This is a genomic window from Pseudomonas sp. PS02290 (genome assembly GCF_029960075.1).
Taxonomy (GTDB): domain Bacteria; phylum Pseudomonadota; class Gammaproteobacteria; order Pseudomonadales; family Pseudomonadaceae; genus Aquipseudomonas.
Genome location: NZ_JASCOY010000003.1, coordinates 132,253 through 157,365, shown reverse-complemented (window position 1 = coordinate 157,365; position 25,113 = coordinate 132,253). Strand labels below are relative to the sequence as shown.

The following is a 25,113-nucleotide window of genomic DNA, read 5'->3' as shown; positions in this document are numbered from 1 at the left end:
CCCGTCACGGACGGGAACGGAATGAACAACACCAGGAGGTAGTGCCATGCACCTGATCGATCGATACGAAATGAGCGTCCCCGCACACATGAAGCTGATTGACGCCCGCAGCGCGTTGAATCATCTGCAGCGTCTGGTCCAGGCAACCGACGGCAAGCCTGACGCCGAGCAACTCGTCAGCCTGCTCGCCACGATCGTGGAGGCTTTTCACGAAGCCGCTGACGACGTCATGCCGGTCAACGACCACGACGTGTTCATGCGCCAGGCGTGCGAGTGGAACTACATCGGGCTGTCTCCCAAAGAGCGCGAAGTGCTCCACGAGATCCGCTGCTGCAATGACGACGGCAAAGAAGACATCTATCGAATGGTCAGCGAGACGCTGGACCGCAAGCCGATGCTGATGCCAGAAGCTCAGTAATCCAGGGTTGCGTTCAGGATCTGCTCGCACAAAAAGGGCGCCTGTGGATGGCGCCCGCGCTGCATCGCCCGCCGTGTCACTAGGCCGCTTCTTGAAAATCCATTTCCGGCGGCTGACGACGGAATCCGCCGGTCAGCCACGCCAGGTACACACAGCCGATGGCCAACCAGGCCAAACCCAGCATGATCGCCAGTTTGTCCAGGCTGATCATCAGCCACAGATCGGCAATCAGGCCAATCAGTGGGCAGATCAGGAACAGCAGCAGCTCGCGGGGCCCGCGTTTCTCGCCCGCAATCCAGTAGTGAAAAATGACCGACAGGTTGACCAGACTGAACGCCAGAAACGCGCCGAAGTTGATGAACGAGGTGGACGTGGTGACGTCCAGTTTCAGCGCCAGCAAGGCCACCACCGCGCACAACAGAATACTGTTGACCGGCGTGCCGAATCGTTCGCTCAGGCTGGCAAAGAACGACTTGGGCAACACCCCGTCGCGGCCCATCGCATAGAGCAGGCGCGAGCCGCTGGCCTGGGCGGAAAGCCCTGACGCGAACTGCCCGACGATAAGGCCAATGAGGAAAATCGTCACAAACACGTCGCCGCCGATGTTGCGCGCGATTTCATAGGCGGCCGAGTCGACGTTTTCGAACTGAGCCGAGGGATGGGCAAGCTGCACAAAGTACGACACGCCGACAAAGATCAACCCGCCGATCAGCGTGATGAGCATGATCGCCCGGGGAATGGTGCGACGCGGATCGCGGGTTTCTTCGGTCAGGGTGCTGACGGCGTCGAAGCCCAGGAAGGAATAACAGGCAATCGCCGCTCCGCTCATGATCAACGGCATCTGCATGTCACCGTTCAGGAAGGGCGACAGCGTCCACAACGGTTTGCTGGCATCGCCGCCGATGTAATGGATGCACAGCGCCACGAAGGCGGCGAGCACCAGGAACTGCACGATCATCAGCAAGGCGTTGATGGTATTGGCGAGCTTGAGGCCCACGATGTTGATCAGGCTGGTCACGACGATGAACGTCAGCACCCACACCGGCTGTGGCACATACGGGAACGCAGAGCCCAGATACGCGGCACCGATCAGCCAGATCGCCATGGGCAAGAACAGGTAATCCAGCAGCACCGCCCAGCCGGCAATAAACCCCAGCTTGGGGCTGATGGCTTTGCGCACGTAGCTGTAGGCAGAGCCGGCCACCGGAAACGCAGCCGCCATGCGGCCGTAACTCATGGCCGTGAAAAACATGGCAACCAGAGCGGCCAGATAAGACGCGGGGACCATGCCCCCGGTGGTTTGCGCAAGGATACCAAAGGTGCCGAGCACAATGATGGGGGTCATGTAGGCGATGCCGAACAGCACCACCGACCCTAATGAAAGGGTGCGTTGCAAGCGAGCCATGAGCGACTACTCCGAAATTTATAGGTTTTATGGCAGAGAAAAGTGCGGCAGAACAAAGGCGTATTTTTAGTTGGAGGGCGTGCATCCACTGCCGCGTTCGACGCAGCAGTGAGGGTTCATTCTTCTTATTAGGCTTGTTAGAGATGTCTCTTCTGACGCTTCAGGGAATGATCAGCTCGCGCACGCCGTTGGCATGTTCGACGACTTCGCCCGGCAGTCGCAGGCGCTGGTCATCCAGGTAGCGGTAATCGCGACGCGCAGCCTGTAGCTGCCCAAGGTCGAGTTCGGCGGTGAGTTGCGTGTCTTCCCGACCCGCCTCGTGCAACAAAGCCCCGAATGGGTCAACCAGTGCGCTGCCGCCCGCGAATACCAGCCCGCCCTCGCCTTCGCCGACGCGATTGACCATGAGCGCGAACGCCTGATTTTCCTGAGCACGGGCCATGATTGCGGTGCGGTGGGTCGGACCGTAGGGGTCCATGTTGCCGTTGGTGACGATGATCAGATCAACGCCGAGTTGCGCCAGCGCGCGGGCCGACTCCGGGAACTCGATGTCGTAGCAGATCAACAGGCCGACCCGCAGCCCGTTCCACTCACAGGTGGCGTATCGATCGCCCGCGCTGAACACGCCGCGATCGGACGCCCACAAATGCGTCTTGCGGTAACGCAGGGCGATGCCTTCGGGGGTAATGAGCAACGTGGTGTTGAAGAACGCGCCGTTGTCATTTTCGGCCATGCCGATCACGACGGAGACACCGCGCGCCCGCGCCGCTTCACGAATGGCGCTGACACTGGGGCCGTCCAGCGCTTCGGACACCCGGGCAACGGTCTCGCTGGAGGGGAAGCCCATCAGGTGCGTTTCCGGGAACACGATCAGCGCAGTGTCGTCAGCGCATGCCGCAATGGCATTCAGCGCGCGCTTGAGATTGTGGACGGTGTCGTTGTCCTGGCCCGTCAATTGGGCGAGTTCCACCTTCATGGGTTCTCCTTATAAGGTCGCGGGCCGGTCGGGCACAAAATGCTGGCCTGATGATTGGCTCTGCGGGCAGTATGCGCATCAGTAAGTGTTACGGGGAATTACGCAGCTGTAGTAACCCAATAGGGGTAGAGGATGACAATCGCACTTCAGGACATGGCCTGGCATCGCTCGGTCGGGCAGTTGATTGAAGCGCTGGACCGCCCCAATTTCTGGGCCCAACTGGTGCGGCTGCTTGATCAGTTCGTCAGTTTCGATAGCTGGGTCGCGCTGCAATTCAGCTCCGGGCAGCGCCCGCAGGTGTTCGCCGAGAGCCCGGCTGAAGATGGCAGCCCTGACCAACTGTTTCAGGATTACCTCAAAGGCCTGTACCTGCTCGACCCCTTCTACGTCGCCAGCCGCGAGCGCTCGCAAAGCGGCCTGTTCCGCCTTGCCGAAGTCGCGCCCGAGCATTTCGAACTCACCGAGTATTACCAGCGTTACTTTCGGCTGAACGTCGTCGCCGATGAAATTCAGTTCAATTGCCAGATCGACCAGGACCGCACCCTGTGCCTGTCCCTGGGCTCAACCCAACGATTCAGCGCCAAACAGATTGCCCTGCTGTCGATGATCCAGCCGTGGGTCATCGCCCTGTTACGCCAGCGTCTGCCCTTCGAAATTGAAGCTGCGGCAACCGACCAAGAGCTGCTCGATACGCCGTTGCCGATGAGCAACTGGCGCAAACAGCTCGAAGCATCGGCTCAGCACAGCCGTGGCGCGCAACTGACGGCTCGGGAGCTGGAGGTGGGTCGACTGATGCTCAGCGGCTGTTCGAGCAAGGAAATCGCCCGCAAGCTCGCCATCTCTGCGGAAACCGTGCGCGTCCACAAAAAGCACATGTACAGCAAACTTGGCATCAAATCGCAATCCGAGCTGTTTTCGATTTTTCTTCAAGCGCAGAGCGCTTGAGTCGCAGGACTGGCTTGCCCGATTGAAGCAATCGCGACGGTGCCAGCCAAGAAGGGTCTGTCTCGCTGTGTGAAGCGTCTCAAATCGAGACATCCTGCAACATCCACCCTTTGCTTTTACCCCGCAAACCCGCCACCCTGCGCGCCGCCGATCAGACCCTGCTGACGGCAAGGAACCACGGCCGCCACTGGCCCCTCTTCTTTAAACACCTTTGCAAGGCCCACCGTCATGACGAACGGACGCGACCATCGCATCGACTTCTTTCGGGGTCTGGCGCTGATTTTCATTTTTTGGGATCACGTGCCAGCCAACCCTTTCGCGCAACTGACGCTGCGCAATTTTGGTTTCAGCGACGCCGCCGAGGTGTTCGTGTTTCTCGCCGGCTACGCCGCCGTACTCGCTTATGGCCGCGTGGCGCAACGGGACGGTTACGTGGTGGCTTGCCTGCGTATCCTGCGGCGCACATGGGTGCTGTACGTCGCACACATTTTCCTGCTGACACTGCTGATGGGCATCGTTTTCGTCGCCAACAATCACGTCGAAACCCGCGACATGGTGCGTGAGATGGGCCTGGAGTATTTCGTCGGCAACCCGCAGCAGGCGCTGGCCGATGAACTGTTGTTGCGCTTCAAACCCAACCTCACCGACCCGCTGCCGCTGTACATCCTGCTGATGGGCGCGTTGCCGCTGATCCTGCCTATCATGCTGCGCAACGCAGCGCTGGCGATCGGCCTGTCGATTGCGCTGTACATGATGGTGCCGCTGCTCGGCTGGAACCTGAGCGCCTACGAAGGCGGCGGTTACTGGTATTTCAATCCGGTCGCCTGGCAGCTGATCTTCGTGCTCGGCGGCGCCTTCGCCCTGCATACCCAACGGGCGCCAATCGTAATCGCCCCTGCTCGGCCGCTTTGGCAACAGCCGCTGTTTTTCATAGCGGCGGCTTACCTGCTGATGGCCGGCGTCATCACCGTGCTGTGGAAATTTCCTGACGTGCATGACGCGCTCCTGCCTACCGCGCTCACTGAATTGATCTACCCGATCAGCAAGACAGACCTGTCTCCGGTGCGCCTGCTGCATTTCCTTGCGCTGGTGTATGTCGTCGCAAAAACGCTGCCGACGTCGATGACCTGGCTCGACAACTGGCCTGTCCGGCAGACCTGCCGAATGGGTCGCTATTCGCTGGAAATTTTCTGCCTCGGCGTCCTACTCGCCCCGCTGGCCGACATGGCGAACGCGCTGGCGGACGACGCCTGGCAAATGCGCGTGATCACCGCGTTGCTTGGCCTGGGGTTGATGCTGCTGTTGTCGAACTGGCTGGAGTTGAACAAGCGGTTGGGCAGCCCGAAGGCGGCGCGGGTGGTGAAGGTTTGATGAGGCTGTCGCGCACTGCCTGACGGACAGCCTCTCACCACGGTTCGTACCGTTCCGAGTCTCCATCCGCTCGTCAAACAAGCTCCACCTCGATCCGGAACCAAGGTTGCACATCGGAAAGATCTTACGCCCCTGCGCACAAAATCCCCTCCGTGCCCACCAGCGTCTACGCTTGTAACAAGTGCGATGTGCAGGTTTGACCGGGCCAACGATATGGGCGCTTTTTGGCATTCCGATACGAAGAAGGCTGCGGTCAAGGCTGACAGTCAGGGGAACGGATCAATGCCCGCCCATGCTCGCCCACGGCGTTACGTGTGGCGGTTTCTGCTGGTGGCGGTGCTGACGGCAGCGGTGATCCTGGGATTTGTGGTTTCGACCGAAGTGCGCAGCTCCCGTTTGCAGGCCCAGGAGTTCAGTCACCTGGCCCAAGGCCTGAGCTACCGCGTCGAAGCCGGTCCCAGCGACGCGATTGTGTATCCCGGTGACGGGCCTTTCGACAAGCGTCTGGGCTATTCCGCTCTGGGCGAATTTCTGCCGCGCTTGCTCAAGCGTGACTACCTGATCAGCGCCCAGGCGCGCTTCTCCCCCGATCTTATAGCCTACGCCAAGCGCGGTTTCTTCGTGCCGTATCAGGAGAAGATTCAGTCCGGCCTGACCATTACCGACTGCCGCGCCGAGCCTCTGTATCAGTACACCTACCCGCAGCAGCTGTACCCGACCTTCGCCGCCATCCCGCCTGTGCTGGTCAACAGCCTGCTGTTTATTGAAAACCGCGACCTGCTGGACGCTCAGCGCCCGCTCGCCAACCCGGCGGTGGACTGGCCAAGGTTTTTCAAAGCGGCGCTTTCCCAAGTGGCGAAGGTGGTGGGGTTGCCGGGGCAATCGGCCGGTGGCAGCACGCTGGCGACTCAATTGGAGAAGTACCGGCACTCGCCGGACGGCCTGACGCTGTCGGGCAGCGAGAAGATCCGGCAGATGGTGTCCGCCAGCGTTCGCGCTTATCAGCCGGGGCAGCAGACCTTTGAGGCGCGGCAACGCGTGGTGCGGGATTATCTCAACAGCGTGCCGCTGTCGGCGGTACCCGGTCATGGCGAAGTCCACGGTATGGCCGAAGGTTTGCGGGTCTGGTACGGCGCGGACTTCGACCGCACTAATCAGCTGCTGGCTTCGACAGCCAAGGACGATAAAACCCTGGCGGCGAAAGGGTTGGCGCTGCGCGAAGTCCTGTCGTTGGTGATCGCCCAACGCAGGCCCTCACACTTTCTGGCGAAGGGTCGCAAGGAGCTCGCGGATCTGACTGACAGCCATCTGCGCGTGCTCGCACAGAACAATGTCATCGATCAACCGTTGGCCGACGCCGCACTGGCGGCCAGCGTGACCTATCGCGACTGGGTGCAGCAGCCGACCGTGCAGCCGATTGAGAGCAACAAAGGCATCACTGTCGCGCGCACGCGGCTGTCGAACATGCTCAACCGTTCGCTTTACGACCTCGATCGCCTGGATCTGTCGGCCACCAGCACGCTGCAGAACGACCTGCAGATCAGCGTCGGTCAGTACCTGCGCGACCTTGCCAAACCCGAATTTGCCGGTCAGATGGGCTTGATCGGCGAGCACCTGTTGACACCCACCAGCACCCAGGCGGTGCGTTACAGCTTCACGCTGTTTGAGCGCGACCCGGATGGCTCGCGGGTGCGGGTGCAAACTGACAGCACCGATCAGCCGTTCGACATCAACGAGGGCAGCAAGCTGGAGCTGGGTTCGACGGCCAAGATGCGCGTGCTGACGACCTATTTGCAGGTCATCGCCGAGCTGCACGACAAGTATGCCGCTCAGCCCAACAGCGCCCTGAAGAAAACCCCGGTGGGGGATTCCGACCGACTCAGCCGCTGGGCCGTGGATTACCTGATTCAGAACACCGATCGTGACCTGTCGAAGATGCTCGCTGCTGCCCTCGACCGTCAGTATTCGGCCAGCCCCGGGGAGAGTTTTTTCACCGGCGGCGGCCTGCATCATTTCAATAATTTCCGCCGGGAGGACAACGCCCGCAACCCCACCCTTCGCGAGGCGTTGCGCGAGTCGATCAATCTGCCGTTCATTCGCCTGATGCGTGATCTGGTGCGCTACACCACCTATCAGGGGCCCAACAACAGTGCGGTGTTGCTCAAGGACGACAGCGACCCGAGGCGTCAGGAATACCTGGCCGATTTTGCCGACCGCGAGGGCAAGTCATTCCTGTTGCGCTTCTGGAAGCGCTATAAAAACAAATCCACCCAGGACCGGCTCGACACCTTTCTCGACGGGGTGCATCCCGCTGCGAGCCGGCTTGCCGCCGTGCACCGCTATCTGCTGCCGAACGCCACGCAGAGCGCCTTCAATGCGTTTGTTCGTGCGCACATGGCCGGGGAGAAAAGCAAAACGGCGCTGACCGAAAAGCGTCTGGACGAACTTTATTTCGCCTATGGCCCTGGCAAGTTCGATCTGCCGGATCAGGGCTACGTTGCCCGCGTGCACCCGCTGGATCTGTGGCTGGTGGGGTATCTGCTGCAGAACCCGGACGCCACGTTCAAGGACGCCGTCGCGGCCAGCCGTTTCGAGCGGCAGGAAGTCTACAGCTGGCTGTTCAAGAGCCAGCACAAGAGCGCTCGCGACAGCCGCATTCGCACGATGCTGGAGATCGAAGCGTTCCTGGATATCCATCAGCGCTGGCAGCGGCTGGGCTATCCGTTCGATCATCTGGTGCCTTCACTGGCGACCGCGATCGGCAGTTCTGGTGATCGGCCCGCCGCGCTCGCCGAACTCATCGGCATTATCCAGAACGATGGCATTCGCCTGCCGGTGTTGCGCATCGACAGCCTGCACTTCGCTGCGCAGACGCCTTACGAAACCCAACTGATCAACAACCCCGAGTTGGGCAAGCGGGTGCTGCCGTCGGAAGTCGCTGCGGCCATGCGCGAGGCGCTGTCACAGGTGGTCGATGCCGGCACGGCGAGGCGGGTGTCCGGCAGTTTCAAAACTCAGGATGGCAGCGTGCTGGCCATGGGCGGCAAGACCGGCACGGGCGACAACCGCATCGAAAGCATCGGCGCAGGTGGGCGAATCCTGGCGTCCAAGGCCATCAATCGGACCGCGACCTTCGTGTTTTTCATCGGCGACAACCACTACGGCACGCTGACCGCCTACGTCCCCGGACGCGCCGCCGAAAGCTTCAAATTCACCTCCGCCCTTCCGGTGCAAGTGCTCAAAGGCATGGCGCCGATTCTCAATCCCTACCTGGAGCCGGGCACTTTCACGCAGTGCAAGGCGCCCGTTCCTACGCAGGTGACAACGCGTCTGTAGCCGGTTTTTCATTGAAGTCATCGCGTTCGTCTCCTGAAAACCGGGAGACAACCGTTCGTCTTAACGCGTCTTGTGGAAACAATAAGATATATCTTAAGGTATATCTAACTTGTACCAAGAGATGAAAAAAATGAAAGACCACTCACACGATCACCCCCACCACCATCGTCCTCACTTCGGCGAACACGGCGACGGCCGCGATGGTTTCGAGAAACGTACCGGCCGTGAACGCGGCGGCCGCGGGCCTCGGGTATTTGCCCCGGGCGACCTGAAATTGCTGCTGCTGGCGTTGATCGCCGATCAGCCGTGCCACGGGTATGACTTGATTCGCCAGATCGAAGCGCTGTTCGACGGCGCCTACAGCCCGAGCCCGGGCGTGATTTACCCGACGCTGACCTTTCTGGAAGAGAGCGAGTTGATTCAGGGCGATTCCGATGGCGGCAAGAAGCGCTATGGCATCACTGAGGCCGGTCAGCAGTTCCTGACTGAACAGGCGGTGGCACTGGATGGCGTGAAAATGCGCATCGACGTCAGCAAGCGCTCGTTGCGCGGCCATGATCGTCCGCCGGAAATCCACGAGGCCGTGCACAACCTGCGTCATGCATTGCAGATGCACCACGGTCGCTGGAACCCCGAGGAAATCCTGCGGGTTCGCGACCTGTTGAACGACACCGCGAAAGCCATCGTCGACGGCCAACAACCTGCGTCGGAGAAATCGGAATGAATGCACCCCAGGGAATTCACCGCGTCAGCCACGAGATCAAACGTCGCAAGCTGCAAGTGCTGAAGATCACCGACATCACCCCGCGCATGCGCCGCATCACCTTGCACGGGCCGGAGCTTGCGGGGTTCATCAGTCTGGGCACGGATGACCACGTCAAACTGTTGTTCGCCACCACGCCCGAAGAGCAGGCGGCGCTGGACAGCGATGCGCCGCTGCAAAACGCTGAAGGCCCGCGCCCGACGATGCGCGATTACACCCCCCGTCGCTACGACCCGCAAACCGACGAGCTGGACATCGATTTCGTGCTGCATGGCGACGGTCCGGCGGCAACCTGGGCGGCTCAGGCCGAAGCCGGGCAAACGCTGAATATCGCCGGGCCTCGGGGTTCGATGATCGTGCCGGACATGTTCGACAGCTATCTGCTGATCGGCGACGAAACCGCCCTCCCCGCCATTGGTCGTCGGCTGGAAGCATTGTCGGCCGGTCGACGTGCGCTAGTAGTGGTTGAAATCGATAACTTGGCGGAGCGTCAGGCGCTGACCAGCGATGCGAAGATTGAAGTGATCTGGGTGGTGCGTGGCGAGCAGGACCTGCTTGAGGTCACGCGCCAACTGACCCTGCCGCAAGGCAGCTTGTACGCTTGGGTCGCGACCGAGTCGTCCCTGTCACGCAAAGTGCGGCGCGTGCTGCTGGATGAGTTCAAGCTGGACGAAGCGGCCGTCAAGGCAGCAGGCTACTGGCGCGCGGACGGTTCGGACGAGGAGTGAGGTGTACGAGATCCTCGGGATGATTGAGTGCTGCAGGCGCGCCAGATTCGGGGCGTCTCAGCATGATTGAGGTTTACGACTGCCCTCTGCGGCCCGAAATCCTGTCTATCCCATACACGACTGACCCAATCACCACAAAACCTGCCAGCACGCCCAACGCATTGGTCAGCGCCTTGGCCACTCCAAGCGTGCCGATGTCCAGGAATGGATAAAGATAGTCGCCGAAGACATTCCCGCGCAGCAGCAAATAGCCGAAGTACACAACGGGATACAGCGTCCAGATCAGCACATGTCGAGGTCTCAACAGACCTTTGGGCACGAAGAACAACCAGTAGCCGAGGAACAGCAGCGGCATGATGTCGTGCAGCAATTCATCGGCGATCCACTGCCATCCTTCGGGCGTCCACAGATGGCGCAGCAGCAGGTTGTAGGCGAGGCTCACCAGAATGATGCAAGTGGTGATCCCGGCGCAGACGACGGGCGAACGGAAGAACCGATACCCCGCCGAGTGCCGGTCGATGACCGCGCAGCTCAGTGCCACCGCCACCAGCGTGTTGGTCACCACGGTGAAGAAGCTGCAGAAGCGGACCAGTCCACCGAGGAGGCTGGCGTGGTCGATCCATCGCCCCCAGAGAATCAGGTACAGCTGCACCGCGAGCCCGAACCAGCCCAGCATGGCGGCCGTGATGACAAAACGGCGCCGGCCTGGAGACAGGTGCAACGTGGGGCTGGGCATCTCGATCAAATCCTTGGCAGGCCGCAAGTCAGCTCGGGCGCTTGGTACGCGCCAGCTTGATGTACAACCCTTCGACCTTCTCCCGCGCCCAGGGTGTTTTGCGCAGAAACGTCAGGCTGGACTTGATGCTCGGGTCGCTCTTGAAGCAGCGAATGTCGATCCGCTCAGCCAGCCCCGACCACTCGTAATGCTCGACCAGCGCGATGAGGATCTGCTCCAGCGTCACGCCGTGCAGCGGGTTGTTGTTGGGTGTGGTCATGGCGGGCCTATGGACGCTGATGGGACAGGACAGTTTCGCGAGCTGCGCACCTTAGCGGACGCACCGGCGGGTGTGAAGGGTTGGGTGATTTTCAGGATTTTAGTGGGACCGGCTTCAGCCGGGAAAGCGTCATTCACCACACCGCGACATTTATGGTGCTGACACGGGCCTCTTCCCGGCTAAAGCCGGTCCCACATTTGGATCGCGTGCATTCACTCCATTCTCGCTGGCACGGCGCAGGCTCTTAGTGGGACCGGCTTCAGCCGGGAAAGCGCCAGCCGCCATGTCGCAGAATCCTGCGGATTGGATGCCCCTGACTAAACACTCATCCATGCGCTGCCTGCAAAGGTCAGCGGCAAATCGCCCTTCCCCGCAGCACCGTAAACAGGCGGGTTGAACAGTGGACAGCGCTGCCCTGCCTGCCCGCCACTGTTACGTCAATCGCAACGATCCATGTCGCAATTTCGACTTTTTAAAAAATTGTTAGGGCCCTATCATCGCCGCCCTAAACGCTGAAACGGTTAATTCGTCATTTGTTAAGACCTTGCAATGCGCCTTCAAAGCGTTGCGAGCGGCATCGCCTTTTGCTCTCGAATAACTCAAAAAGACCTCCCGCCCTATGTCCAGTCATCTGAAACGCCTGACCTGCACCCCGACCTGCAAATCGTCCCGAGCCTTTCGTCACGCCAGCGCGCTGAGCCTTGCGGCGCTGGGGTTCGCGACCTGCGCCCACGCAGCGCCGGCGTTCGACAGCACGTCGCCGTGGATGCTGGGTGACTGGGGCGGCAAGCGCAGCGAGCTTTCCGAACAGGGTTACGACTTCAAGCTCGATTCAGTCGTGGAAGTGGGCTCCAACCTGCACGGCGGCTACAACCATGACAAGGCGACCCGTTACAGCGACCAGTTCGCCCTCGGCGCGCACATGGACCTGCAGAAAATCCTCGGCTGGCACGACGCCGAATTTCAGCTGACCCTGACCAATCGCAACGGCGACAACATCAGCAACGACCGCGTGGGCGATCCGCGCACCGGCACCATTTCGTCGTCCCAGGAAGTCTGGGGCCGTGGCAACGTCACGCGCCTGACCGACCTCTGGTACCAGCAGAAATTTCTCGACCAGACGCTCAGCTTAAAAGTCGGCCGGTTCAATGAAGGCGAAGACTTCAACACCTTCCCGTGCGACTTCCAGAACCTGGCGCTGTGCGGCTCGCAGGTCGGCAACTGGGGCGGCGGCATCTGGTACAACTGGCCGATCAGCCAGTGGGCGATGCGCGTCAAATACCAGCTCAATGCTGAACTGTTCGTGCAGGTCGGTGCGTTCGAGCAGAACCCGTCCAACCTGGAAAACGACAACGCCTTCAAACTCAGCGGCAGCGGCACGAAGGGCGCGGTATTGCCGGTCGAGGTGGTCTGGTCGCCGAAGGTTAACGGCCTGCCGGGCGAATACCGCGCCGGTTACTACTACAGCGCCGCCGACAGCAGCGACGTTTACAAGGACAGCAACGGTCGATACGCCGCCCAGAGCGGCGATGACTACGCCTCGTCGTCCAGCAAACACGGCATGTGGCTGACCCTGCGCCAGCAAGTCACCAGCGAGGCCAGCGATAACAGCCGCGGCCTGAGCCTGTTCGCAAACGGCACGCTGCACGACAAGAAAACCAACATGATCGACAACTTCGTTGCCCTCGGCGCGACGTACAAAGGCCCGTTTGATGCGCGCCCCGAGGATGACATCGGCGTCGGCATCAGCCGCATCCACGTCAACCCGGCGTACCGCAAGAACATCAACCTGCGCAATCAGGCCGAAGGCGTCTCGGACTACAACGACCCGGCCTTCCTGCCCCTGCAGGACACTGAATACAACGCCGAAATCTACTACGGCGTGCACGTCGCCAACTGGCTGACCGTGCGCCCGAACCTGCAATTCATCCGTCATCCGGGCGGCGTGAATCAGGTCGATGACGCACTGGTCGCGGGGTTGAAAATCCAGTCCTCGTTCTGATCAGCCCCACTCGTCCGTCTGCACCCAGGCATCGGCATTGAAGGCATGGCTAAACGGCCGCGCCTTCACGCCAACACGCGTTAACCACCACATCGTACGGAGTACAACACTTATGAGCACTGAGGGTGCTTTCGGTAAGGGTCGCCTGCTTCCGAGCTTGCTCGGGCTGGTGATTCTGATAATGGGTCTGGCCTTGCTGGTCGGGGGCATCAAACTGCTGACCCTGGGCGGGTCGCTTTACTACCTGCTGGCCGGCATCGGCTTTGCCATCACCGGCGTCCTGCTGATGATGGGTCGCAGCGCGGCCTTCGGCCTGTACGCACTGGTGTTGTTTGCCAGTACGGTATGGGCGCTGTGGGAAGTGGGCCTGGATTGGTGGCAACTGGTGCCACGTCTGGCACTCTGGTTTGCCCTGGGCATCGTGATGCTGCTGCCATGGTTCCGTCGTCCGGTCCTGCGTGGCCAGGTCGGCGATACCGGTACGCGCGCATTGGGCGCCGCCGTGATTGTCGCGGGCATCGCCGCGCTGGCCAGCCAATTCACCCACCCCGGTGAAATCAAAGGCCAGCTGGACCGCGAAACCGCCGGCACCACCAGCGCCGCGCCGGCCATGCCTGACGGCGACTGGCAGTCCTACGGCCGCACGGCCTTCGGCGATCGCTACTCGCCGCTGTCGCAGATCACCCCGGACAACGTCAGCAAGCTGGTCCCGGCGTGGACCTATCGCACGGGCGACATTCCGGGTCCGAACGATCCGGGTGAAACCACGGCCGAAAACACCCCGCTGAAAGTCAACGGCATGCTCTACGTCTGCACGCCGCACAGCCAGGTCATCGCACTGGACCCGGACACCGGCAAGGAAATCTGGCGCTTCGATCCGAAGATCAGCAGCGGCAAAGCAGCCAACTTCAAGGGTTGGGCGCACATGACCTGCCGTGGCGTGTCGTATCACGATGACGCCGCCTACGCTGCCGCCACTCCGACCGACGCTGCTGCCCCTGCGCAAAGCCCGGCCGCTCCGGCAGTTGCTGGGGCAGCCAATGCCTGCCCGCGTCGCATCTTCCTGCCGACCGCCGACACCCGTCTGATCGCACTGAACGCCGACACCGGCAAAATGTGTGAAGACTTCGGCACCAACGGTTCGATCGACCTGAGCGCCAACATCGGCACTTACGCACCGGGCGGTTACTACTCGACGTCGCCACCGGCCGTGACCAAAGACCTGGTGGTCATTGGCGGTCACGTCACCGACAACGTGTCCACCGATGAGCCTTCGGGCGTGATCCGTGCGTTCGACGTCCACACCGGCCGTCTGGTCTGGAACTGGGACAGCGGCAATCCGGACGACACCACGCCGATTGCCGAGGGCAAGACCTACACCCGCAACTCGCCCAACATGTGGTCGATGTTCAGCGTCGACGAAAAGCTGGGCCTGCTCTACCTGCCGATGGGCAACCAGATGCCTGACCAGTGGGGCGGCAACCGCACCGAGGCGTCGGAAAAATTCAGCGCCGGTCTCGTCGCGCTGGACATCGCCACCGGTCACGTGAAATGGAATTTCCAGTTCACCCACCACGATCTGTGGGACATGGACGTCGGCGGTCAGCCAACGCTCATGGACATGAAAACCGCTGATGGCGTGAAGCCTGCTGTTCTGGCCTCCACCAAGCAGGGCAGCATCTATGTGCTGGACCGCAGCAACGGTCAGCCCATCGTGCCGATCAACGAAATTCCTGTTCCACAGGGCGCGGTTGCCGGCGATCACACGTCGCCTACCCAGCCGAAGTCCGACCTGAACTTCATGCCGCCGCCGCTGAAAGAGCGCGACATGTGGGGCGTGACGCCGTTTGATCAGATGCTCTGCCGGATCGACTTCAAATCCCTGCGTTATGAAGGCCCGTTCACCCCGCCGTCGCTGCAAGGCACGTTGGTGTATCCGGGTAACTTCGGCGTGTTCGACTGGGGCGGCATTTCGGTCGATCCGGTGCGTCAGATTGCTTTCGTGAACCCGAGCTACATGGCGTTCCGTTCCAAGCTGGTACCGGCAGCAGAAGTTGAAGGCGGCCCGGGTCGCAAGAGCGAAACCGAAGGCGTGCAGCCGAACAAAGGCGCGCCGTACGGTGTGATCCTCGAAGCGCTGTTGTCGCCGATGGGTCTGCCTTGCCAGGCGCCAGCATGGGGTTACGTGGCGGCGGTCGATCTGACCAACCACCAGACCATCTGGAAGCACAAGAACGGCACAGTGCGCGACAGCTCGCCGGTTCCGATCCCGCTGACCATGGGCGTTCCAAGCCTGGGCGGCACGTTCATCACCGCCAGCGGTGTGTCGTTCCTCAGCGCCACACTGGACCAGTACCTGCGCGCCTACGATGTCCGTAACGGCAAGCAGTTGTGGGAAGGTCGTCTGCCAGCAGGCGCCCAGACCACGCCGATGACCTACACCGGCAAGGACGGCAAGCAATACGTGCTGGTCGTTGCAGGCGGTCACGGTTCGCTGGGCACCAAACAGGGCGATTACGTGATTGCCTACAAACTGCCGGATTGACCAGTTTCACTGATTAGCGTCGTGCAGTAACAGAAAAGGCGGTCCCGTGAGGTGACCGCCTTTTTTGTGCGCGCTGAACGGATGCCAGGAGTGAGGCGCGAGAGGCTACTTCTCGATCACTTCCCCACGCTGAGGCGCCAGCCGGGCAATGAACCGGTTCTGCGTCGTGACCGGAATGTGCTGCTCGTTCATCGCATCGATGAGGTCCTCGACCAGCGCATTGAAATCGCTGCGGCTGAGTTTCATGCCCTTGTGCACTTCTTCCAGGGAGTCACCCGTGTACGTGCACGGGCCGCCTGCCTCGACGCAGAATCTCTCCACCAGCTTGTCGCGCACCCGGACGATGTCGACCTTGGCGAAGTATTTATAGATGCGGTCATCCTGGGCGATGTGCAGCAGCATGCCTTCGACGATTTTCTGGATGCCGGCGCGCTGGCCCAGGTCCTGATAAAGGCTGTCGTCCTTGGGCGGCTGTTGGGCGCACCCCACCAGCAGCGACAGACTGAGCCCGACTATCAGCCGCAAAAACCGCCTCATCAGAAACTCCCCTGCACGGAAAGGTAGGTGCCGTTCTGGTTGTCCAGCGTGGCGATTTCACCGAGATGCGCGTAGGCCAGCACCACGGAAACATGCTTGTTGGGGAACCAGCCGACAAAGAAGTCTGCCCAGTCGCTTTCGCCGGCGAACGACAGGTTGTCGGGCTTCTCGCGGTAGTCCATGCCCACCGCCCAGTGCGGGTTGAACAGGATGGCTGCGCCGCCCTCTTTCAGCACGCTGCGGGTATCACGCCGGTCGCCGCCGAAGCCCATCAAACCGGTTTCGTTGGCGCGGCTGTAACGCAAACCGGCATTGACCACCACGTTGTAGCCAAAGGCCGCGCCCATGAACAGACGGCTCGCCGTGACGTAGCCCTCGACATCCGAATCCCGCTTCGCGCCCACCAGGCTGGGGATGAGGAAATCGTTCTGGTGTTTGTATTCCAGCCCTGCCGAGACCTGCGGCAGCTGATCGTAGATCAGGTCGCCAAACAGGCGAACCTTCACGCCGAAGATGTCCTGAGTGAGGTTGTCCTCCGGCAGATTGAGTTTGCTGACCAGTGACCCCAGATCGAAGCGTTGATGGGCGTAGGAAACCTCCACGCGATTGCCATAGGACGCCGCTGCGCCGACTACATCCAGGGTGTAGTCCGGCAAGTCGACGTGGGTCGCGAAAGCGTTGCCGCCCCACTCGCCCTGCTCGTCATACCCGGCGAGCATGGCCCAGGGAATGATCCCGCCCCCTGCGCCGCCTTCAATGCTACTGGCGCCGCCGGTCGCGATCAGCCGGCCCTGTTCGGCTTCAGCCGCTGGCGCAACCCACGCTGCGCAAGCTCCCACCACACTGGCCAGTACCACGGGGCTAAAACACGTCGAAAGATTTCGTGCCATAAATCTCTGTTCCATCAGTGCATCGTCATGCGGGGTGGGAGCTGGGCCTGCGCGATCCAGGCTTCGAAGGCGATCGCATTCAGCGGCCGGCTGATCAGGTAACCCTGCGCGGTGTCGCAGTGCCAGCGCTCCAGCAGACGCAGGCTATGTTCGTATTCGACGCCTTCGGCGACCACCTTCAGGCCCAGGTTGTGGCTCATCTCGATGGTCGAGCGCACGATCACTGCGTCTTCACTGGTTTCGTCCAGGTCGCGCACGAAGGACTGATCGATCTTCAATTCCTGCACCGGCAGCCGCTTGAGGTGGGCCAGCGAGGAGTAACCGGTGCCGAAATCATCCACCGACAGACTGATGCCGAAATCACGCAGGCGATTGAGCACTTTCAACGACTGCTCGGGCTCGCGCATGATCGCGCTTTCGGTGATCTCGAAAATCAACTGTTCAGCCGGCACGCGGTAGAGCTTGAGCAGCGCAGCAACGCGGTCAGCCAGATCGTTGCCCAGCAGGTCGTCCGCCGAGATGTTCACCGAGACCTGCAGAATGAGACCGCGCTGCGCCCACTCGGCGAGCTGGCGCAGCGCATCTTCGATGACCCAGTTGGTGAGGATCTGAATGCTGCCGGTGCGCTCCGCCAGCAGGATGAACTCGGCGGGCGATACCGAGCCGAATTGCGGGTGCTGCCAGCGCAGCAAGGCCTCGGCCTGAGTGACCCGGCCGTTGCGAATGTCCAGTTTCGGCTGGTAATGCAGTGAAAGTTCGCCGTTGCGGGCGGCCTGGCGCAAGTCGCGGATCAGACTGATCTGGCGCAGGTGAGCCACGTCGCGACCGTCCACATAGACTTGCAGACGGCCCGGCAACTGCGCCGCGTCCTGCCGCGCAATGGAGGCACGCCTGAGCAGCTCGGTCGCCGAATCGCCATTGGCCGGATAGGCCGCGATGCCGATGCAGGCATCCATCGCGATGTCCTGCTCGCCGATGCGCTGGGGCTTGACCAGTAAACGCTGCAGCCGGTCAGCCACCGCGACGGCGCTGTCGGTCTCGGCGTTTTGCACCAGCAGTAGAAATTCGTTGTCGGAGAGCCGCGCCACCGTGTCGCCGGGACGCAGCGGCTCTTGCAGTTGCCCGCTGATAATCCGCAGCAGTTGCTCAACCCCCTCCAGACCGACGTTGGTGCTGATCGCGCGGAAGTTATCGATGCCCAGATAAAGCAGGGCCACTGGCCGTTGAGCCACGACCGCGCTGCCGAGGCGCTCCATCACCAACGCGCGGTTGGGCAGCCCGGTCAGTGGATCATGCAGGGCATTGTGCGCCAGTTGCAGCTCACGCTCGGCGATCCCGCTCTGCATCGAGTTGATGGCGCTGGCGAGCAGGCCCAGTTCGTCCCTGCGATCCAGCACCACGGGCGTTGCGTAATCACCTTCGCCAATACGCCGGGCGGCCTGAGCCAGGGCATTCACCGGCCGCGACAGGCTGCGCGCCAGTAACAACGCGCCGACCAGCGAACACGCCAACGCCACGACGGTGATCCAGAACAGCGTCTTATCCAGCGGCGCGAATGCCTGCATGGCTTGATCCAGCGGGCTCTGCAGCAGGGCCACGACCTCGCTGTCGCTGTTGCTGCCCAGCCGCAGTGTTTTGCTCAGAAAACTCTGGCTGTGGTGCTCGGTCATCTGCATCTCGTTGCTGGGCGGATTCATCATCACGCTGCGCAGGCTGTCAAACAGCGTCTCCGGCTGGGTACTGATCATCTGACCCGGCTGCTTTTGCACGAGCGACAGAAAAGACACCTGCAAACCACTCAACGAGCGCAGTTCTTGCGCCAAGTCACCGTCCATGCTGAAACCCATCACCACGCGGGCAATCGGCAGCGGTGCGAGCACGGTGCTTTCGACCAGCAAGTGCGGCTGCCCCTGCAACGGCACGATCAGCATCGATTGATTCTTGCCCTTGAGGTCACGCAACGCCTGGATGTAGGGGAACGGCGAACCTTCGGGGATCTGCGCGACGGTGCTGGCCATGACCGTGCCGTCCATGCCCAGCAGAAACATGTCATTGGCGTTGATTCGGGCGCCGTGGTTGAGCAGCACCGAACGAATGGTTGCCGAGTCCGCGGATGCCACGGCGTCACGGAAACCGAAGTCGGTGGACAACAACTGCACGGCGTCGCGCAGCCGCTTGCCGCGCATTTCCAGCAAGCCTTCAAACACCCGGGTGCCGACTTCGAGCTGCGCCTGGGCCTGTTTGCGCACAGCGTCCTGGGTGGCGGCTTTCACCGCAATAAACACGGCGAAGACCACGATCAGCAGCAGCATGATCAACACGCCGGCAATCCGCGCCTGAAAGCTGATGCGCACCTTCATTCGTGGGCCGCTTTATGGAAGGCGTCGCCGAACGCACTGGAGGGCGGCGCGGCGGGGGTGTTCTCGGCGTTGGGCTGTACGGCGATGCTGAACCGCTGCTTGAGGCCACCGGCCGGAATGTCGATCTCGCCGCCGGACACCGGCAGCATGTCGGGGGCCTGCGGGTGCCAGAGGGTGACGGTGTAGTGACCGGCGGGCACTTGATCTAGGGTCAGCGCACCTTTGTCATTGCTGACGCCGAACCAGCCATCGTCAGTGACGTACACGTAACCGAGCATGTTGTCGTGCACGTTGCAGCCGAGCACCACCACGCCCGGCTTGTCGAACAGCACGGGGGCCGACGGCGTGCCGCCATACAACCGCAGTTCGAAACGCTTGGGCGTCGAGAACGAATACACCTGATGGCGGATCTGATCGCTGTTGGGAAAACTGATTTGGGTACCGGTGCGCACCGCCAGCACGTGGGGGGCAAATTGCACATCGCGCTGGTCCATGTCGGCTTTCAGCGACCCGGCAGGCGGCGTAGTTGTACCGCGCAAGGTGAGCACCGCGTCGGGAAGCGGCTTGCCCTGGCCATCGACGAACTCGGCGGTCAGGCTGGCCGCATGGGCGAAGGTGCCATACAGAGCGGTTACAACCAGCAACAACGAAATAAAAACACGGCGCATGACAGATGTTCCAGACAGCGAGGCCCGCAAAGAGAGCCTACTTGGCGATGATTTCCAGCGTAGCCCACGGATCGGAGGTCGGCGATATCAGACGGACTTCCGGCAAAGCACATGGCCACCACCTATTGGAGGCCACGGCCTGGCGCAACGCCACATATGCTTTTAAATCGGCCTGCTTAGTCATTGCTATCGACCGGCGCTATTGAAACCTGAGGCCTTGCGCCCCATCTAAGGCTCATCTCCATTTATGCAGGTGCCCCATGAGCGACCAGCAGTCCGACGCCAACCAGCCGCACCCCGACGACGATCATGAGCACGAAATCCTCGGCTCCGACAACAAGCGCCTCGCCCTGCCCGGCCAGAACCTGCCGGATCAGGTGTACATCATCCCGATCCACAACCGTCCGTTCTTCCCCGCGCAAGTGCTGCCGGTCATCGTTAATGAAGAACCCTGGGCCGAAACGCTGGAGCTGGTCAGCAAGTCTGATCACCACTCGCTGGCGCTGTTTTTCATGGACACCCCGCCCGACGACCCCCGACATTTCGACACCAAGGCGTTGCCGGAGTACGGCACGCTGGTCAAGGTGCACCACGCCAGCCGTGAAAACGGCAAGCTGCAGTTCGTCGCCCAGGGCCTGAGCCGTGTGCGCATCAAGACCTGGCTCAAGCACCATCGCCCGCCGTTTCTGGTGGAGGTTGAATACCCGCACCAGCCCAACGAGCCGACCGACGAGGTCAAGGCCTACGGCATGGCGCTGATCAACGCGATCAAGGAGCTGCTGCCGCTCAACCCGCTGTACAGCGAAGAGTTGAAGAACTACCTCAATCGCTTCAGCCCCAACGATCCTTCCCCGCTGACCGACTTCGCTGCGGCCCTGACCTCCGCCACGGGCGTCGAATTGCAGCAGGTGCTCGATTGCGTGCCCGTGCTCAAGCGCATGGAAAAAGTCCTGCCGATGCTGCGCAAGGAAGTCGAAGTCGCGCGCCTGCAGAAAGAAATCTCCGCCGAAGTGAACCGTAAGATCGGCGAGCACCAGCGTGAGTTCTTCCTCAAGGAACAGCTGAAGGTCATCCAGCAGGAACTGGGGCTGACCAAGGACGACCGCAGCGCTGACATCGAACAGTTCGAAGAGCGTCTGGTGGGCAAGACCCTGCCGCCCCAGGCGCGCAAGCGCATCGACGAAGAGATCAACAAGCTCTCGGTGCTGGAAACCGGTTCGCCGGAATACGCCGTCACGCGCAACTACCTGGACTGGGCAAGCTCGGTGCCATGGGGCGTGTTTGGTGACGACAAGCTCGACCTGAAACACGCGCGCAAGGTGCTCGATCAGCACCACGCCGGCCTTGATGACATCAAGAGCCGTATTCTCGAATTCCTCGCCGTGGGCGCCTACAAAGGCGAAATCTCCGGCTCCATCGTGCTGCTGGTCGGCCCGCCGGGCGTGGGTAAAACCAGCGTTGGCAAATCGATCGCGGAATCCCTGGGCCGGCCGTTCTACCGTTTCAGCGTTGGCGGCATGCGCGACGAGGCCGAGATCAAGGGCCATCGTCGCACCTACATCGGCGCCCAACCGGGCAAACTGGTGCAGGCGCTGAAAGACGTGGAAGTGATGAACCCGGTGATCATGCTCGACGAGATCGACAAGATGGGCCAGAGCTTCCAGGGCGACCCGGCCTCGGCGCTGCTGGAAACCCTGGACCCTGAGCAGAACGTCGAATTCCTCGACCACTACCTCGACCTGCGTCTGGACCTGTCGAAGGTGCTGTTCATCTGCACCGCGAACACCCTGGACTCGATCCCCGGCCCATTGCTGGACCGGATGGAAGTGATTCGCCTGTCCGGCTATATCACCGAAGAAAAGCTCGCCATCGCCAAGCGCCATCTGTGGCCCAAGCAACTGGCCAAGGCCGGCGTGTCGAAAAACAGCCTGATGATCAGCGACAGTGCGTTGCGCGCGGTGATTGAAGGCTATGCGCGGGAAGCCGGTGTGCGGCAGTTGGAAAAACAGCTGGGCAAACTGGTGCGCAAGGCCGTGGTCAAGCTGCTGGACAACCCGGACACCGTGGTCAAGATCGGCCCGAAAGAGCTGGAAGCTTCGCTGGGCATGGCGGTGTTCCGCAACGAGCAAGTGTTGTCGGGCACCGGCGTGATTACCGGCCTGGCCTGGACCAGCATGGGTGGCGCGACACTGCCAATCGAAGCGACCCGCATCCATACGCTCAACCGCGGCTTCAAGCTCACCGGCCAGCTGGGCGACGTGATGAAGGAATCTGCCGAAATCGCCTACAGCTACGTCAGCTCCAATCTGGCGAAGTTTGGCGGCGACAAAACCTTCTTCGACGAAGCCTTCGTTCACCTTCACGTGCCGGAAGGCGCGACGCCGAAAGACGGGCCAAGTGCCGGTGTGACCATGGCCAGCGCGCTGCTGTCGCTGGCGCGTAACCAGGCGCCGAAAAAAGGCGTGGCGATGACCGGAGAACTGACCCTGACCGGGCACGTACTGCCGATTGGCGGCGTGCGGGAGAAGGTGATCGCGGCGCGGCGCCAGAAGATCTACGAGCTAATCCTCCCGGAAGCCAACCGTGGCAACTTCGAAGAACTGCCGGATTACCTGAAAGAAGGCATTACCGCGCACTTCGCCAAACGCTTTGCGGATGTGGCGAAGATATTGTTCTAAGACTGACCTCGCCTCAACGTGTGGGGGCGCCACCCTGGCCGCCCTCACACGTCTTGTGCGGCCCACCTGATTAGCATCTCTCCCGTCTTCGGTTATGCTCCGCCCATGTTGCCTATGACCGGAGCCTTCATGACCGCTGCCCGCTTGCTCGTCCCGCTCAGCCTCACCCTGCTTGCCGCTTGCGCCCAGGCGCCAAAACAGATCGTTTCCCTGGACGATCAGCAAGACTGTCCCCTTTCTCTCAAAACCGGCCAGACCCTCATGCTGATGCTGCCCAGCAATCCCACGACCGGGCACCGCTGGCTGATGCAAAACCCCGCGCCGTCGATTCTGAGCAGCCTGGGGCCCGAGGTGTTCAATGCCTCCAAAGAAGTAGGTTTGGTCGGTGAAGGTGGTCAGTCAGTCTGGCGCTACCGAGCCGCCAATCCGGGCACGGGTCACCTGATGATGGTCTACCAACAACCCTGGGCGCCGGAAGTGGCGCCAGCGCGCACCTTCGACTGCGTCATTACGGTGAACTGATCGCCCGCTCATTCCACGGCCGCCCCCCCCCCGCAGGAACGTCCTTGCCGGCGAAGGGCTGATCAGTCGCTGAGCACTGGCGTGAGCCTCTGTCACTCGGCCAGTAATTGCGCAGCGTCGAAGCCCATGCGCAAGTTGCCCCAATGACGGCCTTCGAAGAAGAACGGCACGTCAATTTCGGTCATGATTTCGCCGGTGTCGCGCAGGTAGGTTTGCAGCAGGAAGCGCTGTTGGTTAGCGGCTGCGCGCAGGCCGATGGGGTCAGCGAACATGCGCTTGTTCCGGCACACCGGAAGGTCGATAGCTCGGTCGCCCGTAGGTTTTTTCGACACCCAGCTGTTGTTCACCGGGCAGTAACCCTTGCTGTCGACGATGAAGGTGACCTTTCCGCCCCGCGTGCCTTTGGTGAGCGCGTCGCACTCTTCCTGACAGATCTGCGCAAAGCGTTCGGTGTAGCTGGTCGTGTATTGCTTGGGATCAGTCCCGGGAATCAATTTGTAGTTCTGATCGAACAGGTTGACGCCCTCACGTTGCAGCGCGGCCAGACGCACCTGGAGCCGGTCGCGGCAATGACTGGCGCGGGTAATGCCAGCGTCCAGCGCGCCATGCCCGAGGACAAACCGGCCCAGCAGCGCCTGAACCTTTTCCGCCACGCCCGAGAGGTCTCGGGTGGCCGTGGCCGAATGCTGCATGCGCTGGTCGATGGACTGGCTGTCCGCATGAATCTGCGTGACGCGGTCGTTGATGCCGGTGTTGCTGTCGGCAAACTGCTGGATGTGCGAGGCGATGTCCTCAAGCTTCGTGTGGGTGGATTCGAAGTCGCCGATCATGCTCTCGAAATGCCCAGACGCGCGCTCGACCACTTTCTGGGTCTCCCGGGCGCTGTGGCTGATCTGGGTGGTTTGCTCGTGGGTCGAGCTCACCTCCAGCAACATGGCGTCGATGTTCTGGGAAATGTCCTCGGTGGCGCGGCTGACGTTCTGGGCGAGGGTCCGGACTTCGTCGGCAACCACCGCGAAACCACGCCCGCTCTCCCCTGCACGCGCCGCCTCGATCGCCGCGTTGAGCGCCAGAAGATTGGTCTGGGAGGAGATTTGTTGAATCAATCCGACAATGGATTTGATGCTCGACGAACGTTGGTTCAGCGCCGAAACCAGGGTGCCGAACTCATTCAGGCTGCTGGAAATCTCACTGATGTTGCCGGTCACTTCCAGCAGTTCAGTGTAGGAGTCGCGGGCCATGCTGAGGTTCTGCGCGGTGGTCCCGGAAATGCCCTGAGTCTGCCGGGACACTTCGGCAATCCGACCCACTGCGTCGTTGCTCTGCTCCATGACTTCCTTGGCGAAGCGCGCCTGATGGGTCGCGCTGTCGCTGGAATCGCTGATATTTTTCAGCGAGCGCGCGGACTCCACGGCAATGTGCACGGTCAACGCCTGAACGCTGCTGATGATCTCCCGCTGTTTGGCCAGAAACCGGTTGCAGGTGCTCGCCAGCACGCGAATTTCATCGTGGGTCAACAGCGGCAAGTCCTTGGACAGGTCGCCCTCGCCGTTGGCAATGCCTTCCAGCGCCAAGCTCATCTGGGTCACCGGCCGCACGATCAAGTGCCGGAAATACCAGACCATGAAGCTGACCAGACACAGGGTAAACAGCGTGCTGCCCAGAATGGCGTTGCTCAGCACATCGAGTTTCCCCTCGATCATGCTTAGCGTCTCCGCTGGCAACTGCGCGCTGCGCAACTGCAGAAGGATGTCCGCACGCAGGCTCACGGCCACCCAGTACACCACGGCGCTCACCAACACGATCAGAAAAAGGCTCGACAGCTTCTTGGTCAAAGAATTGAAAAACTGCCTTTCGATGGACTCGTACAACGCCTTGAACGCATGCATGCCACGGTTCCCTGTGCCAGTAATGAAATGAGTTGCGAATTAAGGTGTTTCGACTGCCGGGGGGAAAGCTTTAACGCTGCGGGGG

The 25,113-nt window shown here is 61.4% G+C and carries 19 protein-coding genes; 10 read left to right on the top strand and 9 right to left on the bottom strand.

The genetic code is table 11. The features are described 5' to 3' along the window. The first annotated feature begins 46 nt into the window (after positions 1 to 46). On the top strand, positions 47 to 418 hold the full coding sequence (locus QMX88_RS03170; protein WP_282366220.1) for a hypothetical protein: 372 nt from the start codon (positions 47 to 49) through the stop codon (positions 416 to 418). 79 nt (positions 419 to 497) lie between these two features. Here QMX88_RS03170 and QMX88_RS03165 read toward each other — a convergent pair whose 3' ends face one another. Then, positions 498 to 1,823, bottom strand: a complete 1,326-nt coding sequence (locus QMX88_RS03165) for an APC family permease (protein ID WP_282366218.1) — start codon at positions 1,821 to 1,823, stop codon at positions 498 to 500. A 160-nt stretch (positions 1,824 to 1,983) separates the two neighbouring features. Next, a complete protein-coding gene (locus QMX88_RS03160; RefSeq protein ID WP_192171610.1) occupies positions 1,984 to 2,799 on the bottom strand; it encodes a carbon-nitrogen hydrolase family protein in 816 nt (271 codons plus the stop codon). 132 nt (positions 2,800 to 2,931) lie between these two features. On the opposite strand from QMX88_RS03160, the gene QMX88_RS03155 reads away from it, so the two are divergent. The 5 genes from QMX88_RS03155 to QMX88_RS03135 all read left to right on the top strand — a co-directional run bounded on the left by QMX88_RS03155 (position 2,932) and on the right by QMX88_RS03135 (position 9,942). Then, the gene (locus tag QMX88_RS03155) at positions 2,932 to 3,744 is read left to right on the top strand and encodes a response regulator transcription factor (protein WP_282366214.1); all 813 of its coding nucleotides are present in this window, start codon (positions 2,932 to 2,934) and stop codon (positions 3,742 to 3,744) included. A gap of 228 nt (positions 3,745 to 3,972) precedes the next feature. After that, the gene (locus QMX88_RS03150) at positions 3,973 to 5,115 is read left to right on the top strand and encodes an OpgC domain-containing protein (protein ID WP_282366212.1); all 1,143 of its coding nucleotides are present in this window, start codon (positions 3,973 to 3,975) and stop codon (positions 5,113 to 5,115) included. A gap of 213 nt (positions 5,116 to 5,328) precedes the next feature. Then, positions 5,329 to 8,451: a transglycosylase domain-containing protein gene (locus QMX88_RS03145; protein ID WP_282366211.1), complete on the top strand. Its 3,123-nt coding sequence runs from the start codon at positions 5,329 to 5,331 to the stop codon at positions 8,449 to 8,451. A 130-nt stretch (positions 8,452 to 8,581) separates the two neighbouring features. Continuing rightward, on the top strand, positions 8,582 to 9,175 hold the full coding sequence (locus tag QMX88_RS03140; RefSeq protein ID WP_282366209.1) for a PadR family transcriptional regulator: 594 nt from the start codon (positions 8,582 to 8,584) through the stop codon (positions 9,173 to 9,175). After that, positions 9,172 to 9,942: a siderophore-interacting protein gene (locus QMX88_RS03135; RefSeq protein ID WP_282366207.1), complete on the top strand. Its 771-nt coding sequence runs from the start codon at positions 9,172 to 9,174 to the stop codon at positions 9,940 to 9,942. The genes QMX88_RS03140 and QMX88_RS03135 overlap by 4 nt, the downstream gene beginning before the upstream one ends. A gap of 73 nt (positions 9,943 to 10,015) precedes the next feature. Here QMX88_RS03135 and QMX88_RS03130 read toward each other — a convergent pair whose 3' ends face one another. Together QMX88_RS03130 and QMX88_RS03125 are read right to left on the bottom strand one after the other, a co-directional pair. After that, positions 10,016 to 10,678 carry a Pr6Pr family membrane protein gene (locus QMX88_RS03130; protein WP_282366205.1) on the bottom strand — a complete coding sequence of 221 codons (663 nt, stop codon included), beginning with the start codon at positions 10,676 to 10,678 and terminating at the stop codon, positions 10,016 to 10,018. Positions 10,679 to 10,706: 28 nt separating this feature from the next. Continuing rightward, on the bottom strand, positions 10,707 to 10,937 hold the full coding sequence (locus QMX88_RS03125; RefSeq protein ID WP_192135192.1) for a VF530 family DNA-binding protein: 231 nt from the start codon (positions 10,935 to 10,937) through the stop codon (positions 10,707 to 10,709). A 619-nt stretch (positions 10,938 to 11,556) separates the two neighbouring features. Between QMX88_RS03125 and QMX88_RS03120 the strand changes: the two genes are divergently transcribed. Together QMX88_RS03120 and QMX88_RS03115 are read left to right on the top strand one after the other, a co-directional pair. After that, positions 11,557 to 12,939 (top strand): carbohydrate porin, encoded by a 1,383-nt coding sequence (locus tag QMX88_RS03120; RefSeq protein ID WP_282366196.1) that lies wholly within the window; start codon positions 11,557 to 11,559, stop codon positions 12,937 to 12,939. A gap of 112 nt (positions 12,940 to 13,051) precedes the next feature. Next, entirely contained in the window at positions 13,052 to 15,484 is a 2,433-nt protein-coding gene (locus tag QMX88_RS03115; protein WP_282366195.1) for a glucose/quinate/shikimate family membrane-bound PQQ-dependent dehydrogenase, read from the top strand. Between the two features lie 105 nt (positions 15,485 to 15,589). Here QMX88_RS03115 and QMX88_RS03110 read toward each other — a convergent pair whose 3' ends face one another. From QMX88_RS03110 to QMX88_RS03095, 4 genes are read right to left on the bottom strand one after another with little or no spacing between them, the layout of a single operon-like run. Then, entirely contained in the window at positions 15,590 to 16,021 is a 432-nt protein-coding gene (locus tag QMX88_RS03110) for a group I truncated hemoglobin (RefSeq protein ID WP_282366194.1), read from the bottom strand. Continuing rightward, complete coding sequence (locus tag QMX88_RS03105) at positions 16,021 to 16,911, bottom strand: DUF3034 family protein (protein ID WP_282366192.1); 891 nt, start codon at positions 16,909 to 16,911, stop codon at positions 16,021 to 16,023. The genes QMX88_RS03110 and QMX88_RS03105 overlap by 1 nt, the downstream gene beginning before the upstream one ends. A gap of 14 nt (positions 16,912 to 16,925) precedes the next feature. Further along, positions 16,926 to 19,271, bottom strand: a complete 2,346-nt coding sequence (locus QMX88_RS03100) for an EAL domain-containing protein (RefSeq protein WP_282366191.1) — start codon at positions 19,269 to 19,271, stop codon at positions 16,926 to 16,928. Beyond that, positions 19,268 to 19,939: a methylamine utilization protein gene (locus tag QMX88_RS03095; RefSeq protein WP_282366189.1), complete on the bottom strand. Its 672-nt coding sequence runs from the start codon at positions 19,937 to 19,939 to the stop codon at positions 19,268 to 19,270. The genes QMX88_RS03100 and QMX88_RS03095 overlap by 4 nt, the downstream gene beginning before the upstream one ends. Positions 19,940 to 20,199: 260 nt before the next feature. Here QMX88_RS03095 and lon point away from each other — a divergent pair, with 260 nt between their 5' ends. After that, a complete protein-coding gene (lon, locus tag QMX88_RS03090) occupies positions 20,200 to 22,617 on the top strand; it encodes an endopeptidase La (protein ID WP_282366187.1) in 2,418 nt (805 codons plus the stop codon). 129 nt (positions 22,618 to 22,746) lie between these two features. After that, entirely contained in the window at positions 22,747 to 23,139 is a 393-nt protein-coding gene (locus QMX88_RS03085; protein ID WP_282366185.1) for a protease inhibitor I42 family protein, read from the top strand. Between the two features lie 92 nt (positions 23,140 to 23,231). On the opposite strand, the gene QMX88_RS03080 is transcribed toward QMX88_RS03085, so the two are convergent. Further along, positions 23,232 to 25,028 carry a methyl-accepting chemotaxis protein gene (locus tag QMX88_RS03080; protein WP_282366183.1) on the bottom strand — a complete coding sequence of 599 codons (1,797 nt, stop codon included), beginning with the start codon at positions 25,026 to 25,028 and terminating at the stop codon, positions 23,232 to 23,234. Positions 25,029 to 25,113 lie beyond the last annotated feature (85 nt).

Excerpts from the sequence above, each read along its gene's own strand:
- lon (WP_282366187.1), top strand. The coding sequence starts at position 20,200 with ATGAGCGACCAGCAGTCCGACGCCAACCAGCCGCACCCCGACGACGAT.
- QMX88_RS03120 (WP_282366196.1), top strand. The coding sequence starts at position 11,557 with ATGTCCAGTCATCTGAAACGCCTGACCTGCACCCCGACCTGCAAATCG.
- QMX88_RS03135 (WP_282366207.1), top strand. The coding sequence starts at position 9,172 with ATGAATGCACCCCAGGGAATTCACCGCGTCAGCCACGAGATCAAACGT.
- QMX88_RS03160 (WP_192171610.1), bottom strand. The coding sequence starts at position 2,799 with ATGAAGGTGGAACTCGCCCAATTGACGGGCCAGGACAACGACACCGTC.
- QMX88_RS03095 (WP_282366189.1), bottom strand. The coding sequence starts at position 19,939 with ATGCGCCGTGTTTTTATTTCGTTGTTGCTGGTTGTAACCGCTCTGTAT.
- QMX88_RS03110 (WP_282366194.1), bottom strand. The coding sequence starts at position 16,021 with ATGAGGCGGTTTTTGCGGCTGATAGTCGGGCTCAGTCTGTCGCTGCTG.
- QMX88_RS03165 (WP_282366218.1), bottom strand. The coding sequence starts at position 1,823 with ATGGCTCGCTTGCAACGCACCCTTTCATTAGGGTCGGTGGTGCTGTTC.
- QMX88_RS03085 (WP_282366185.1), top strand. The coding sequence starts at position 22,747 with ATGACCGCTGCCCGCTTGCTCGTCCCGCTCAGCCTCACCCTGCTTGCC.
- QMX88_RS03170 (WP_282366220.1), top strand. The coding sequence starts at position 47 with ATGCACCTGATCGATCGATACGAAATGAGCGTCCCCGCACACATGAAG.
- QMX88_RS03140 (WP_282366209.1), top strand. The coding sequence starts at position 8,582 with ATGAAAGACCACTCACACGATCACCCCCACCACCATCGTCCTCACTTC.
- QMX88_RS03080 (WP_282366183.1), bottom strand. The coding sequence starts at position 25,028 with ATGCATGCGTTCAAGGCGTTGTACGAGTCCATCGAAAGGCAGTTTTTC.
- QMX88_RS03115 (WP_282366195.1), top strand. The coding sequence starts at position 13,052 with ATGAGCACTGAGGGTGCTTTCGGTAAGGGTCGCCTGCTTCCGAGCTTG.
- QMX88_RS03155 (WP_282366214.1), top strand. The coding sequence starts at position 2,932 with ATGACAATCGCACTTCAGGACATGGCCTGGCATCGCTCGGTCGGGCAG.
- QMX88_RS03125 (WP_192135192.1), bottom strand. The coding sequence starts at position 10,937 with ATGACCACACCCAACAACAACCCGCTGCACGGCGTGACGCTGGAGCAG.
- QMX88_RS03105 (WP_282366192.1), bottom strand. The coding sequence starts at position 16,911 with ATGGCACGAAATCTTTCGACGTGTTTTAGCCCCGTGGTACTGGCCAGT.
- QMX88_RS03150 (WP_282366212.1), top strand. The coding sequence starts at position 3,973 with ATGACGAACGGACGCGACCATCGCATCGACTTCTTTCGGGGTCTGGCG.
- QMX88_RS03100 (WP_282366191.1), bottom strand. The coding sequence starts at position 19,271 with ATGAAGGTGCGCATCAGCTTTCAGGCGCGGATTGCCGGCGTGTTGATC.
- QMX88_RS03145 (WP_282366211.1), top strand. The coding sequence starts at position 5,329 with ATGGGCGCTTTTTGGCATTCCGATACGAAGAAGGCTGCGGTCAAGGCT.
- QMX88_RS03130 (WP_282366205.1), bottom strand. The coding sequence starts at position 10,678 with ATGCCCAGCCCCACGTTGCACCTGTCTCCAGGCCGGCGCCGTTTTGTC.